Here is a 13,301-nt window from a genome sequence, read left to right as displayed (position 1 = left end):
CATCCATGCCGCGCCGCCGAAGCAGCCGCGACGCCCCGCGTGCCACGCTATAATCATTCGCTTGCCGCCCGCTCGGGCTCGGCGCCGTTGCCGCGCATGTCTTTGCGCAGATTCTGCCCTTTGCCGTCGGCGCGCGTGCCCAGCTGCCTCCAGCGTCCCGCCGCACCCATCTTCGATCAGGCTCGATCCGCCAGTGAACCCGCTACTCGACTCCCTTCAGCCCTATCCCTTCGAAAAGCTGCGTGCGCTTTTCAAGGACGTCACGCCGCCCGCCGGTCTCGCGCACATCAGCTTCGGCATCGGTGAGCCCAAACATCCCACGCCTGCGCTGATTCGCGACGCCGTAGTGGCTTCGCTCGGCGGCCTCGCCAGCTATCCGGCCACCATCGGCACGCCCGCGCTGCGCGAGTCGATCGCGAAATGGGTCACGCAACGCTACAACCTGCCGCCCGTCGATCCGGCTACGCAGGTTCTGCCGGTTTCCGGTTCGCGTGAAGCGCTGTTCGCGCTGGCGCAAACCGTGCTCGACCCGAAGCGCGGCTCAGGCAACGGCACCAGCAACGGCGCAGACGAGCCTGCGATCGTACTCTGTCCGAACCCGTTCTACCAAATCTACGAAGGCGCCGCGATTCTCGCCGGCACCGAGCCGTACTTCGTCAACAGCGACCCGGCGCGCAACTTCGCATGCGACTACTCCGCCGTGCCCGCCGACATCTGGGCGCGCACGCAACTGCTGTACGTCTGTTCGCCGGGCAATCCGACCGGCGCCGTGCTCACGCTCGACGACTGGCGCGAGCTATTCGCCCTGTCGGACCGTTACGGTTTCGTGATCGCCTCGGACGAGTGCTACTCCGAAATCTATTTCGACGAAGCCAACCCGCCGCTCGGCGGCCTCGAAGCCGCGCACAAACTCGGCCGCGGCTTCGAGCGGCTCGTCATGCTGTCGAGTCTGTCCAAGCGCTCGAACGTGCCGGGCATGCGTTCGGGCTTCGTGGCGGGCGACGCCGCGATCCTGAAGGATTTCCTGCTATACCGGACATATCACGGCGCGGCCTTGTCGACGGTTTTCCAGAGTGCCAGCATCGCGGCCTGGAACGACGAAACGCACGTGCGCGAAAACCGCGCGAAATACGTGCAGAAGTTCTCCACCGTCACGCCGATGCTCGCCGAGGTGCTCGACGTGCGCCTGCCCGACGCCGCGTTCTACCTGTGGGCGGACGTCTCGCGCACCGGCCTGTCGGATACCGAGTTCGCCCAGCGCCTCTACGCCGACTATAATGTGACGGTTCTGCCGGGCTCGTTTCTCGCGCGCACTGCGCACGGCGTGAACCCCGGCCGCAATTTCGTGCGCCTCGCGCTCGTTGCCGACGTCGACGAATGCACGCAAGGCGCGCAACGCATCGTCGATTTTTGCCGCGCGCTGGCGGGCTGAGCCGGCTGGATTTCACAGCCGGCCGCACCGCGCACCGCACTCCCTTCTTCAGACTTCAACTCTTCAGAAAAGCACGCATATGTCGCAACAACTTCAGCAGATCATCGACACCGCCTGGGAAAACCGCGCCGAGCTGTCGCCGAAAGCCGCACCGGCCGACGTGCGCGAAGCCGTCGCACATGCCATCGAGCAACTGGACAAAGGCGCGCTGCGCGTGGCCGAAAAGAAAGACGGCGACTGGGTCGTCAATCAGTGGCTGAAGAAAGCCGTGCTGCTGTCGTTCCGTCTCGAAGACAACGCGCCGATGCCGGCCGGCGGTTACTCCCAGTTTTACGACAAGGTGCCGTCGAAGTTCGCCAACTACACGGCTGAAGACTTCGCCGCCGGCGGCTTCCGCGTGGTGCCGCCCGCCATCGCGCGCCGCGGCTCGTTCATCGCGAAGAACGTCGTGCTGATGCCGTCGTACACCAACATCGGCGCCTACGTCGACGAAGGCACGATGGTCGACACGTGGGCCACTGTCGGCTCGTGCGCGCAGATCGGCAAGAACGTCCACCTGTCGGGTGGCGTGGGCATCGGCGGCGTGCTGGAGCCGCTGCAGGCGAACCCGGTCATCATCGAAGACAACTGCTTCATCGGCGCGCGCTCGGAAGTCGTGGAAGGCGTGATCGTCGAGGAAAACTCGGTGATCTCGATGGGCGTGTACCTTGGTCAGAGCACTAAGATTTACGACCGCGAAACCGGCGAAGTCTCGTACGGCCGCATTCCGGCGGGCTCGGTGGTGGTGGCGGGCAACCTGCCGTCGAAAGACGGCTCGCACAGCCTGTACTGCGCCGTGATCGTCAAGAAGGTCGACGCGAAGACGCGCGCCAAGGTCGGTCTGAACGAGCTGCTGCGAGGCGATTGATGGCGCGCGGCACCAAAACCGTCGTCTACGGCATTCCGAACTGCGACACCGTGAAGAAAGCCCGCGTGTGGCTGGAAGAACACGGCGTCGAGTTCGAATTCCACGACTTCAAGAAACACGGCGTGACCGAGCCGCTCGTGCAGGACTGGCTGAAAGACGTCAAGCTCGACGCCTTGCTGAACCGGCGCGGCACGACGTGGCGCGGCCTGTCCGACGACATGAAAGCGGCCGCGGAAACGCAACCCGGCGCGATCGCGCTGATGATCCACAAGCCGTCGGTCATCAAGCGGCCGGTGCTGGTGGTCAACGGGCGCGTCAAATCGCTCGGTTTCTCCGCGGACGAATACGAAACGCTGTTCGCCTGAACTGCTGTAGATCGTGCTGTAAAGAAGCGACGCGCGCGGCTCGCCGCGTTGCTCGAAGCTGTTGCCGGCGGCGGTGTCCAACCGTCAGCCGGCATTTTTTCATTTCAAAGTGGCTTGTACTGAATCCATGTCCGGCACCCTCGCCCTTACCGAACAACTGATCGCGCGCGCGTCCGTCACGCCCGACGACCAGCATTGCCAGCGCCTTCTGATCGAACGTCTGTCCGCGCTCGGTTTCGAGCACGAGACCATCGAATCGAACGGCGTGACCAACCTGTGGGCCGTCAAACGCGGCACCGAAGGCACACAAGGCAAACTGCTGGCCTTCGCGGGCCACACCGACGTGGTGCCGACCGGCCCGCTCGAACAATGGAACTCGGCGCCGTTCGAGCCGACTCATCGCGACGGCAAACTGTACGGCCGCGGCGCCGCCGACATGAAGTCGTCGATCGCCGGCTTCGTGGTGGCGAGCGAAGAGTTCGTCGCGGCGCATCCGGCGCACCGCGGCTCGATCGCGTTTCTCATCACCAGCGACGAAGAAGGCCCCGCCACCGACGGCACCGTGAAGGTGGTCGAAGCGCTGCAGGCGCGCGGCGAGCGCATGGACTACTGCGTGGTGGGCGAGCCGACCTCGAGCGTGCAGTTCGGCGACATGGTGAAAAACGGCCGACGCGGTTCGATGTCGGGCAAGCTGATCGTCAAGGGTGTGCAAGGCCATATCGCCTATCCGCATCTGGCCAAGAATCCGGTGCATCTGCTTGCACCCGCGCTGGCCGAACTGGTGGCCGAACGCTGGGACGAAGGCAACGAGTATTTCCCGCCCACCACGTGGCAAGTGTCGAACATTCACAGCGGCACCGGCGCGAGCAACGTGATTCCGGGCCACGCCGACGTGCTGTTCAACTTCCGCTTCTCCACGGCGAGCACGGTGGAAGGACTGCAGGCGCGCGTCCACGCGCTTCTCGACAAACACGGTCTCGAATACGATCTGCAATGGACCGTGAGCGGCCTGCCGTTCCTCACGCCGCATGGCGAACTGTCGAACGCGCTGGCGAAGGCCATCAAGGACGAAACCGGCGTCAGCACCGAACTGTCCACCACGGGCGGCACCTCGGACGGACGCTTCATCGCGCGCATCTGCCCGCAGGTAGTCGAATTCGGCCCGCTGAATGCCAGCATCCACAAGATCGACGAACATATCGAAGTCGCACACATCGAGCCGCTGAAAAACGTGTATCGCCGCGTGCTCGAACAACTGATCGCCTGACCAAGGACTAATCGCGATGACGCTCCCGTTTTCCACTGTCCGCGACCTGCTGCGTTTCGCGGTGTCGCGCTTCAACCAGGCCGAACTCTCGTTCGGCCACGGCTCGGCCAACGCCTATGACGAAGCGGCCTACCTGGTCCTGCATACGCTGCATCTGCCGCTCGACCTGCTCGACCCGTTCCTCGACGCCAAACTGACCACGGCCGAAATCGACGCCGTGCTGAACGTGATCGAGCGCCGCGCCACCGAACGCGTGCCGGCCGCGTACATCACTCAGGAAGCCTGGATGCACGGCTTCCATTTCTATGTCGACGAACGCGTGATCGTGCCGCGCTCGTTCATCGGCGAATTGCTGCAGGACGGTCTGCAGCCGTACGTGGAAGATCCGGAACAGGTCGGCGCCGTGCTGGAGTTGTGCACCGGCTCCGGCTGCCTTGCGATTCTCGCGGCGCACGCATTCCCGAACGCGGATATCGACGCCGTCGATCTCTCGGCGCCCGCGCTCGAAGTCGCCACGCGCAACGTGATGGACTACAAGCTAGACGACCGCATCGCGCTGTTCGAAGGCGATCTGTACGCGCCGCTCGCCGAGCGACGTTACGACGTCATCATCACGAACCCGCCGTACGTGAACGCGACCTCGATGCAGGAACTGCCCGCCGAGTACAAGCACGAGCCCGACATGGCGCTCGCGGGCGGTGCGGACGGCATGGATATCGTGCGCCGCATCATCGCCGACGCACGCAACTGGCTGACCGACGAAGGCGTGCTGGTGGTCGAGATCGGCAACGAACGTGCGAACGTCGAAGCGGCGTTCGGCGGCCTGGACCTGGTATGGCTTTCGACCAGCGCCGGCGACGACAACGTGTTCCTCATTCAGGCGCGCGACCTGCCGAACTGAGCGCGCACGGCGAGGCGCCGTTCGCATGACTGATTGTCCGGTCATCGCGAACACGCCTCGCTCACCCACCCTCTGCCTATGCAATTCGACCTGCTTCACATCGGCACGCTGGTCGGCCTCGCGCACATTCTCGGCGTGGTCGCGGCGTGCCATGCGATCCTGAACACGCGCACATCGCAAGGCGCGATTGCATGGGCCGTGTCGCTGGTCGCCATGCCGTATCTGACGCTGGTGCCGTACCTGTTTCTCGGCCGCAGCAAGTTCGCCGGTTACGCGGACGCTCGCCGCGTCGAAAACGAATTGCTGCGCACGCGCGCGCATCCGCATGAATGGGACACGCAGGCGTCATCCGCTGGTGTGCCGACCCAGCAACTCGGACCGCGACTCGTCCACTCGCTCACACGCCTGGGCGGCATGCCGTTTCTGCCGGGCAACTCGGTGCGCACGCTGGTGAACGGCGAAGCGACCTTCAAGGCGATTTTCGAAGCGATCGAGAGCGCGCGCCGTTACGTGATCGTGCAGTTCTTCATCGTGCGCGACGACGCGCTCGGCGAAATGCTCAAAAACGCGCTGATCGCGAAAGCCCAGCAAGGCGTGCGCGTCTACTTCCTGTATGACAGCATCGGCAGTTTCGATCTGCCGCACCGCTATGTCGCGGCACTGCGCGCGGCGGGTGTGGAGACGCATCCGTTCGCGACCAACCGCCGCTTCGTCAACCGTCTGCAACTGAACTTCCGCAATCACCGCAAGATCGTTTGCGTGGACGGCGAACGCGCGTTCGTGGGCGGGCACAACGTCGGCGTGGAATATCTCGGCAGCAAGCCGCCGCTTTCGCCGTGGCGCGACACGCATATCGAAGTGCGCGGGCCGGCGGTCGCGAGCATCCAGTTCGTCTTCACCGAAGACTGGCACTGGGCGACCCAGCAATTGCCCGAGTTCGACATGCCGCCGTTCCAGCCCGACGCGCAAGGCATGCATTGCCTCGTGGTGCCGAGCGGCCCGGCCGACAAACAGGAAACCTGCTCGCTCTTTTTCGTCGAAGCGATCAATGCGGCGCGCGAGCGCATCTGGATCACCACGCCCTACCTCGTTCCCGACGAAGCCGTGTTTTCCGCATTACGGCTCGCCGTGTTGCGCGGCGTGGACGTGCGTATCCTGATCCCGAGCCGGCGCGATCACGTCGTGGTGTTTCAGGCGTCGAAGCTGTACGCGTACGATTCGCTGCGCGCGGGCATCCGGATTTTTCGCTATCAACCGGGCTTTCTGCATCAGAAGGTCGTGCTGATCGACAGCGTGGCGGCTGCTATCGGCAGCGCCAATCTCGACAACCGCTCGTTCCGCCTGAACTTCGAGATCATGGTGCTGACCGTGGATCGCGGCTTCGCGCTCGAAGTCGAGTCGATGCTGCTCGACGACTTCGCGCAGGCGCTCGAAATCGACCGCAACGAATACCGGCAGGCCAGCGCGTTACGGCGCGTGGCGATGCACGTGGCGCGGCTGTTCGCGCCGATTCTCTAGCGGCCGCGCATCCGGCATGGCGCCGCGCGCAATCGCGCGAGCGGCGCCAGGGTCTGCGTCCGGGTCTGCTGCAACGTCACAGCAATTTTTCGATGTCCTCGGTAATCGATTCCGGCTTGGTGAGCGGCGCGTAGCGCTTCACCACTTCGCCATCGCGGCCGATCAGGAATTTGGTGAAATTCCACTTGATCGCTTCGAGCCCGAGCAGCCCCGGCGCTTCGCCCGTCAGATAACGGAACAGCGGATGCGCGTTGGCGCCGTTCACGTCGATCTTGTCGAACATCGGGAAAGTCACGCCGTAGTTTTTTTCGCAGAAGCTGCCGATCTGCGCGGCGTCGCCCGGCTCCTGCTTGCCGAACTGGTTGCACGGAAAGCCGAGCACGGTCAGGCCACGCGCCGCATAGGCGTCGTAGACCTTCTGCAAGCCCGCGTATTGCGGCGTGAAACCGCATTCGCTCGCCGTGTTGACGATCAGCAGAACCTTGCCGCGATAGTGTTCGAGACTCACTTCCTCGCCACCCAGCGTACGTGCCGAGAACGAATAAATCGATGTCATAGGTGCTCCCCCGGGAAAGCCGTCAGTCTATGCCAAAAGCCTGCCCAAAACAGTCGGCCGAATGGCCGACCCCGCTTGAGCGCACGGTGTCATGCCCGGCAGTCTAAAATAGCGTTTTTCTTCAGCTGGCCTCTTCGTGATCCGCTTTAACCAGTTCAGCCTCGCGCGCGGCACCAAGCCGCTCTTCGACAACACCACGTTCACCCTCAATCCTGGCGAAAAGGCCGGTCTCGTGGGGGCGAACGGCGCGGGCAAGTCGACTTTGTTCGCCGTGCTGCTCGGCGAACTGCACGCGGACGGCGGCGATTTCTCGATGCCGCCCACGTGGCAGGTCGCGCACGTCGCCCAGGAAACCCCCGCGGCCGACAAAACCGCCCTCGCCTATACGCTAGACGGCGACGCCGCCCTGCGCTCGATCGAAGCGCGCATTGCCGCAGCCTCGGCCGCGCACGACGGCGCCGCCGAAGGCGAAGCGCACGCCGCCTTCGCGGACGCCGACGGCTACACCGCGCCCGCCCGTGCCGAAGCCCTGCTGCTCGGCCTCGGCTTCACGCTGGAGCAAACCCGCGAGCCGGTCAGCAGTTTTTCCGGCGGCTGGCGCATGCGTCTGAATCTGGCGCAGGCGCTGATGTGCCGCTCCGACCTGCTGCTGCTCGACGAACCGACCAACCACCTGGACCTCGACGCGATCGTCTGGCTCGAAGACTGGCTGCATCGCTATCCCGGCACCCTGATCGTGATCTCGCACGATCGCGAGTTTCTCGACTCCGTGTGCAACGTCACGCTGCATCTGGAGCATCAGCAGATCAAGCGCTACGGCGGCAACTACTCGCAATTCGAAGTACTGCGCGCGCAGCAGATCGCATTGCAGCAGAGCGCGTACGAGAAGCAGCAGCGCACCGTCGAGCATTTGCAGAGCTACATCAACCGGTTCAAGGCGCAGGCCACCAAGGCTCGCCAGGCGCAAAGCCGCGTGAAGGCGCTCGAAAAGATGGAACTGATCGCGCCGGCACATGCGGCGTCGCCGTTCACGTTCGAGTTCCGCACACCCGATTCCGCGCCGAATCCGATGATGGTGATGGAAAATGTGCGCTGCGGTTATCACAGCGAAAGCGACGGCGCCGAGATTCCGATCGTCGAGCACGTCATGCTGTCGATCCAGAATGGTCAGCGCATCGGCCTGCTCGGCGCGAACGGCCAGGGCAAGTCCACGCTCATCAAAACCCTAGCCGGCACGCTCGAGGCGCTCGGCGGCCACGTGCGCGAAGGCAAGGGCCTGCGGATCGGCTATTTCGCGCAGCATCAACTCGAAACCCTGCGCGCCGACGACACGCCTTTGCAGCATCTCGCGCGCCTCGCACCGGACACGCGCGAACAGGAATTGCGCGACTTCCTCGGCAGCTTCAATTTTTCCGGCGAGATGGCCACGTCGAAAATTGCGCCTTTCTCCGGCGGCGAAAAAGCCCGCCTCGCGCTGGCGTTGATCATCTGGCAGAAGCCGAATCTTCTGCTGCTCGACGAACCGACCAATCACCTCGACCTCGAAACCCGTCACGCGCTGACCATGGCGCTCGCGCAGTTCGAAGGCACGCTGATTCTCGTTTCGCACGACCGCCATCTGCTGCGCGCCACGACCGACCAGTTCATGCTGGTGGCGAAACACCGGCTGCAGGAATTCGACGGCGACCTCGACGACTACCGCGACTGGCTGCTGCAGCACGCCGCCGAACAGCGCGCCGCGCTCAAGGCCGGCACGGCGGCAGGCACGACCGATAGCGGCGCCGACAGCGGCGTCAACCGCAAGGAGCAACGCCGCCTCGAAGCCGAGACGCGCCAGAAGCTCGCGCATCTGAAGAAGCCGCTGCAAAGCCGCATCACGAAGATCGAAAAGGAAATGGAAGCGCTCAACGCGGAAAAGGCGACGCTCGACGCGTTCGTCGTCGATCCGGCGAGTTACGAGCCGGAGCAGAAAAGCAGACTGACGGAGGCGATCCGCCGTCAGGCAGATGTGAACGCGCGCCTCGAAACGCTCGAAGCCGAATGGCTCGAGACTCACGAGGAACTCGAACAAATCGGCTAACGGCGCCCGGCATCGGGGCCGCGCCGGATCGGCAAGGGGTAGCGCTTTGTCAACTTCGACATCATCCGTGTCATTGTCCGCTTCGGCGCCGCCCGCGCTGCAAGGATTGCGCGTGCTCGACCTGACGCGCCTGCTGCCGGGTCCCGTCGCCGCGTTGCGACTCGCCGAACTCGGCGCCGACGTGCTGAAGATCGAAGCGCCCGGCGCGGGCGATCCCACCCGCGTGATGATGCAATCGTCGAGCGATCGCGTGGCGGGCCGGCCCGGTGCGTTTTATCGGCTGGTCAATCGCGGCAAGCGCGAAACGCGGCTCGATCTGAAGTCCGCGGCGGGATGCAATGTTCTGCGCGCGCTCGCGGCCGAAGCAGACGTGCTGATCGAAAGTTTTCGCCCCGGCGTGATGGATCGCCTCGGCGTGGGCTACGAAGCGCTGCGCGCGGTCAATCCGCGGCTGGTGTATTGCGCGATCAGCGGATATGGCGCGAGCGGCCCGTTCGTCGATCATGCCGGTCACGACCTGAACTACATCGGCTACGCGGGTGTGCTCGATCAACTGGCCGACCGCAACGGCGCGCCGATCCTGCCGAACTTCCAGATCGCCGATCTGCTCGGCGGCGCCCTGAGCGCGGTCACGCAGATTCTCGCGGCGCTCTGGCAGGTCTCGCGCGGCGGCGAGGGCCGCTTCGTCGACGTCTCCATGACCCACGCCACGCAGGCGCATAACGTCGTCGCGCAAGTTGCGCTGGCCAACGGCGGCGAGGCGCCGCGTCCGGGCGAAGGGCTGCTGAACGGCGGCGTGCCCTGCTACAACCTGTATCGCACGCTAGATGAACGCTGGCTCGCGGTCGGCGCGCTCGAACTGAAGTTCTGGGAAACGCTTTGCATGGCGCTGGACCGGCCCGAATGGGCAACGCGCCACTGGAGTCTCGGCCAGGCGATCGGCGGCCCGGACGCCGTCGCGCTCACGCAGGAACTGGCTGACGTGATCGGCAAGCGTCCGCTGGAAGACTGGGTGATGGCACTGGAGCCGCTCGACTGTTGCGTCTCGCCGGTGCTGACGCCGGCGGAAGCTGCCCGGCATCCGCTTTTCAACCCGCAGATGTGGGAATTGCCGGCTTCCGCGGACGAAGACGAGCCGGTCAGCGGTGTCGATCTGTCAAAAATTCAGGCCAGAAGCCGACCTTAGCGACTGACCTCAGCGACGCGGCGCGGTTTGCCGCGGCAAGACCTGGCGCGGGGTTTTTTCGTCGTCGTAGAGAACGTGTTTGCGGCCTTCCACGTGGCGATTGATAGTGGCGCGCACGTCCGCGGCGGTAGCGTCTTCGGCAACCACGCGGCGCGAAATCTGGCCGGTCGTGTCGATCCATTCGACAATCCGGCAGGCACCGCCCCAAGGCTGGCGAATCGGTGCGGACACGCGGCAGCCGCGCACCTGCATGGGTCGCTCGGCAACGGTTTCGTATGACTGTTTCAAGGCGCGATCCTTTTTTCGGCATCAGAAGGGATGCAATACCCTTGCAGCTTAGAAAAAAGGAATGGCGGCCAGGTTACAGCCAATATGGAGATATTTACCGCGCATTACGGCCGACGCACCGGCCGCTCGCGCGAGAGCCCCGTCTATTCGAGCGTGCGGACCCGGTCGATGGCCTGTTCGATCCGCTCGACCGCAACGACCTGTAAGCCTTCGATCGGCTGTTTCGGGGCGTTGGCCTTCGGAATCACGGCCACCGAGAAGCCCAGCTTGGCGGCTTCCTTCAGACGCTCCTGACCACGCGGCGACGGCCGGATCTCGCCCGCCAGCCCCACTTCCCCGAATACCACCAGCCCCTTGGGCAGCGGCTTGTTGCGCATCGACGAATGGATGGCGAGCAGCACGGCGAGGTCGGCGGCGGGTTCGGTAATCTTCACGCCGCCCACCGCGTTCAGGAACACGTCCTGATCGAAGCAGGCGATGCCGGCGTGCCGGTGCAGCACGGCCAGCAGCATGGCCAGCCGGTTCTGCTCCAGGCCCACCGCAAGACGCCGCGGATTCGGCGCGTTCGCCGCATCCACCAGCGCCTGCACTTCGACCAGCAACGGACGCGTGCCTTCCTGCGTGACCAGCACGCACGAACCCGGCACCGACTGCTCGTGCTGCGACAGAAACAGCGCCGAGGGATTGGCGACGCCTCGCAAACCGCGCTCCGTCATCGCGAACACGCCGAGTTCGTTGACCGCGCCGAAGCGGTTCTTGATCGCGCGCACCAGCCGGTACGACGAATGCGTGTCACCCTCGAAATACAGCACGGTATCCACGATGTGTTCCAGCACGCGCGGCCCGGCGAGCGCGCCCTCTTTCGTCACGTGACCGACCATGATGATGGTGGTGCCGGACTGCTTGGCGATGCGCGTGAGTTGCGCCGCGCACTCGCGCACCTGCGCGACCGAACCCGGCGCGGAAGTCAGGGCGTCGGAATAGACCGTCTGGATGGAGTCGATGACGGCGACGTCAGGCCGTTGATCGGCGATCGTCGCCTGGATTTTTTCGAGCTGGATTTCCGCGAGCAATTGCAGCTCGCTCGCTTTCGAGCCGGGTTCGAGCAGCGAAAGACGCTGCGCCCGCAAGGCGATCTGCGCGGCGGATTCCTCGCCGCTGATATAGAGCGCGGTTTTGTGCGCCGCGATTTCCGCGAGCGATTGCAGCAGCAGCGTCGATTTGCCGATGCCCGGATCACCGCCGATCAGCACCACGCCGCCCGGCACCAGGCCGCCGCCCAGCACGCGGTCGAACTCGCTGACACCGGTGGAAAAACGCGGCACGTCGGACGCTTCGATGTCGGCGAGACGGCGTACCGGCGCGCTCTTCGCGAGCGACTGGAAGCGGTGCGTGGACGGCGCTTCCGCCACCGACTCCACCAGCGTGTTCCACGCGTTGCACGACGGGCATTGCCCGGCCCATTTCGGCGATTGCCCGCCGCATTCACTGCAGATGTACAACGTCTTCTGTTTAGCCACGCGACCTTGCCTGTGTTGCTGTTGTTGCTGTTCGATGGATCGATGCTTCGGTGCTTCGGTGCTTCGGTGAGGCCGTGCCGCCCCCGGCGGCGTTATTCGGCGCGCACCGGCACGCGCGGCGCCACCGCGCACATCAGCTCGTAGCCGATGGTGCCGCACGACTGAGCGACGTCGTCGATGGGCAGCGCCGCGCCCCACAACTCGACGCGCGAACCGACGTTGGCGGTCGGCACCGGCGTGAGATCGACCGTGAGCATGTCCATCGACACGCGCCCGACGATCCGCGTGCGCACGCCGTCGACGATGACCGGCGTGCCCTCGGGCGCGACGCGCGGGTAACCGTCCGCGTAGCCGCACGCCACCACGCCGATGCGCATCGCGCCGCGCGCCTTGAACGACGAGCCGTAGCCGACCGTGTGGCCCTCGGCGAGCATCTGCACGGCGATCAGTTCGGAGGCGAGCGTCATGGCCGGTTGCAGTCCGGTGCCTTCGATTGCCGCATGCACGCCCGACGGCGACGCGCCGTACATGATGATGCCGGGACGCACCCAGTCGAAGTGGGCCGATGGATGCCAGAGCGTGGCCGCCGAGTTCGACAGGCTGCGCGCGCCGGCAATGCCTTGCGCGCCGCGCTCGAAAGCCTCGATCTGATGAGCGATGCCGCGCTCGCCGTCGGCGTCGGAAAAGTGAGTCATGAGGGTGATCTGGCCGACACCCTGACAGGCCCGCGCACGCTCCCAGGCCGCGCGGAATTTTTCCGGCGTGTAACCCAGCCGGTTCATGCCCGTGTTCATTTTGAGCTGAATATTGACCGGCTTGGACAGGCGCGCCATTTCCAGCATGCGCAACTGCTCGTCGGAATGCAGCGCGGTGGTCAGACTGTAGCGGTCGATCACGTCGATATCGGTCGGGCGGAAAAAGCCTTCGAGCAACAGGATCGGGCCGGCCCAGCCCAATTCACGCAACTTCACCGCTTCTTCGAGGTCAAGCAGACCGAAGCCGTCGGTTGCCCGCAGGCCGGGAAAAGCGCGCGCAAGCCCGTGGCCGTAAGCGTTTGCCTTGACCACGGCCCAGATTTTGGATTTTGGCGCGTAGCGCCGGGCGACGGCGAGATTATTGGCAAGAGCGGAGGTATGGATCGTGGCGGAAAGGGGGCGCGGCATGGGAGATTTTCGTAAAGACGCTTGCGAATCAGCGGCTTACAGAGCGTTTTCAGCGCTGTGCAGTCCGCTGGGCGGTGCGATCAAGGATTCTGCTAGTCCGAATCCAGCTATTTTCGTG

Annotated in this window: 12 protein-coding genes; 8 read left to right on the top strand and 4 right to left on the bottom strand. The window is 64.7% G+C overall.

Going from position 1 to position 13,301, the window contains the following annotated elements:
- The first annotated feature begins 193 nt into the window (after window positions 1–193).
- The 6 genes from dapC to cls all read left to right on the top strand — a co-directional run bounded on the left by dapC (window position 194) and on the right by cls (window position 6,390).
- Entirely contained in the window at window positions 194–1,432 is a 1,239-nt protein-coding gene (dapC, locus tag P3T18_RS22380) for a succinyldiaminopimelate transaminase (protein WP_429302157.1), read from the top strand.
- A 79-nt stretch (window positions 1,433–1,511) separates the two neighbouring features.
- A complete protein-coding gene (gene dapD / locus P3T18_RS22375) occupies window positions 1,512–2,339 on the top strand; it encodes a 2,3,4,5-tetrahydropyridine-2,6-dicarboxylate N-succinyltransferase (protein WP_429302156.1) in 828 nt (275 codons plus the stop codon).
- On the top strand, window positions 2,339–2,704 hold the full coding sequence (locus tag P3T18_RS22370) for an ArsC family reductase (protein WP_429302155.1): 366 nt from the start codon (window positions 2,339–2,341) through the stop codon (window positions 2,702–2,704). Before dapD ends, P3T18_RS22370 begins: the two co-directional genes overlap by 1 nt.
- A 127-nt stretch (window positions 2,705–2,831) precedes the next feature.
- A complete protein-coding gene (gene dapE / locus P3T18_RS22365) occupies window positions 2,832–3,971 on the top strand; it encodes a succinyl-diaminopimelate desuccinylase (RefSeq protein ID WP_429302154.1) in 1,140 nt (379 codons plus the stop codon).
- A 16-nt stretch (window positions 3,972–3,987) separates the two neighbouring features.
- Window positions 3,988–4,872 (top strand): 50S ribosomal protein L3 N(5)-glutamine methyltransferase, encoded by an 885-nt coding sequence (gene prmB / locus P3T18_RS22360; RefSeq protein WP_429302153.1) that lies wholly within the window; start codon window positions 3,988–3,990, stop codon window positions 4,870–4,872.
- A 78-nt stretch (window positions 4,873–4,950) separates the two neighbouring features.
- Complete coding sequence (gene cls, locus P3T18_RS22355; protein WP_429302152.1) at window positions 4,951–6,390, top strand: cardiolipin synthase; 1,440 nt, start codon at window positions 4,951–4,953, stop codon at window positions 6,388–6,390.
- A gap of 76 nt (window positions 6,391–6,466) precedes the next feature.
- Here cls and P3T18_RS22350 read toward each other — a convergent pair whose 3' ends face one another.
- Window positions 6,467–6,946, bottom strand: coding sequence for a glutathione peroxidase (locus tag P3T18_RS22350; protein ID WP_429302151.1), 480 nt, complete (start codon window positions 6,944–6,946; stop codon window positions 6,467–6,469).
- Window positions 6,947–7,082: 136 nt separating this feature from the next.
- Here P3T18_RS22350 and P3T18_RS22345 point away from each other — a divergent pair, with 136 nt between their 5' ends.
- The gene (locus tag P3T18_RS22345; RefSeq protein ID WP_429302150.1) at window positions 7,083–9,026 is read left to right on the top strand and encodes an ATP-binding cassette domain-containing protein; all 1,944 of its coding nucleotides are present in this window, start codon (window positions 7,083–7,085) and stop codon (window positions 9,024–9,026) included.
- A gap of 97 nt (window positions 9,027–9,123) precedes the next feature.
- Complete coding sequence (locus P3T18_RS22340; RefSeq protein ID WP_429302533.1) at window positions 9,124–10,212, top strand: CaiB/BaiF CoA transferase family protein; 1,089 nt, start codon at window positions 9,124–9,126, stop codon at window positions 10,210–10,212.
- 9 nt (window positions 10,213–10,221) lie between these two features.
- On the opposite strand, the gene P3T18_RS22335 is transcribed toward P3T18_RS22340, so the two are convergent.
- The 3 genes from P3T18_RS22335 to alr form a co-directional block, all read right to left on the bottom strand.
- Window positions 10,222–10,500, bottom strand: coding sequence for a DUF2866 domain-containing protein (locus tag P3T18_RS22335; RefSeq protein WP_429302149.1), 279 nt, complete (start codon window positions 10,498–10,500; stop codon window positions 10,222–10,224).
- A 143-nt stretch (window positions 10,501–10,643) separates the two neighbouring features.
- Window positions 10,644–12,020, bottom strand: a complete 1,377-nt coding sequence (gene radA, locus P3T18_RS22330) for a DNA repair protein RadA (protein ID WP_429302148.1) — start codon at window positions 12,018–12,020, stop codon at window positions 10,644–10,646.
- Window positions 12,021–12,112: 92 nt separating this feature from the next.
- Window positions 12,113–13,183 carry an alanine racemase gene (gene alr / locus P3T18_RS22325; protein ID WP_429302147.1) on the bottom strand — a complete coding sequence of 357 codons (1,071 nt, stop codon included), beginning with the start codon at window positions 13,181–13,183 and terminating at the stop codon, window positions 12,113–12,115.
- Window positions 13,184–13,301: the final 118 nt, after the last annotated feature.

It is taken from the genome of Paraburkholderia sp. GAS199 (assembly GCF_050436585.1).
Taxonomy (GTDB): Bacteria; Pseudomonadota; Gammaproteobacteria; order Burkholderiales; family Burkholderiaceae; genus Paraburkholderia.
The sequence above is the reverse complement of the archived record's forward strand: the minus strand, read 5'-3'. Positions and strand labels throughout refer to the sequence as shown.

Excerpts from the sequence above, each read along its gene's own strand:
- dapD (WP_429302156.1), top strand. The coding sequence starts at position 1,512 with ATGTCGCAACAACTTCAGCAGATCATCGACACCGCCTGGGAAAACCGC.
- P3T18_RS22370 (WP_429302155.1), top strand. The coding sequence starts at position 2,339 with ATGGCGCGCGGCACCAAAACCGTCGTCTACGGCATTCCGAACTGCGAC.
- dapE (WP_429302154.1), top strand. The coding sequence starts at position 2,832 with ATGTCCGGCACCCTCGCCCTTACCGAACAACTGATCGCGCGCGCGTCC.
- prmB (WP_429302153.1), top strand. The coding sequence starts at position 3,988 with ATGACGCTCCCGTTTTCCACTGTCCGCGACCTGCTGCGTTTCGCGGTG.
- cls (WP_429302152.1), top strand. The coding sequence starts at position 4,951 with ATGCAATTCGACCTGCTTCACATCGGCACGCTGGTCGGCCTCGCGCAC.
- P3T18_RS22350 (WP_429302151.1), bottom strand. The coding sequence starts at position 6,946 with ATGACATCGATTTATTCGTTCTCGGCACGTACGCTGGGTGGCGAGGAA.
- alr (WP_429302147.1), bottom strand. The coding sequence starts at position 13,183 with ATGCCGCGCCCCCTTTCCGCCACGATCCATACCTCCGCTCTTGCCAAT.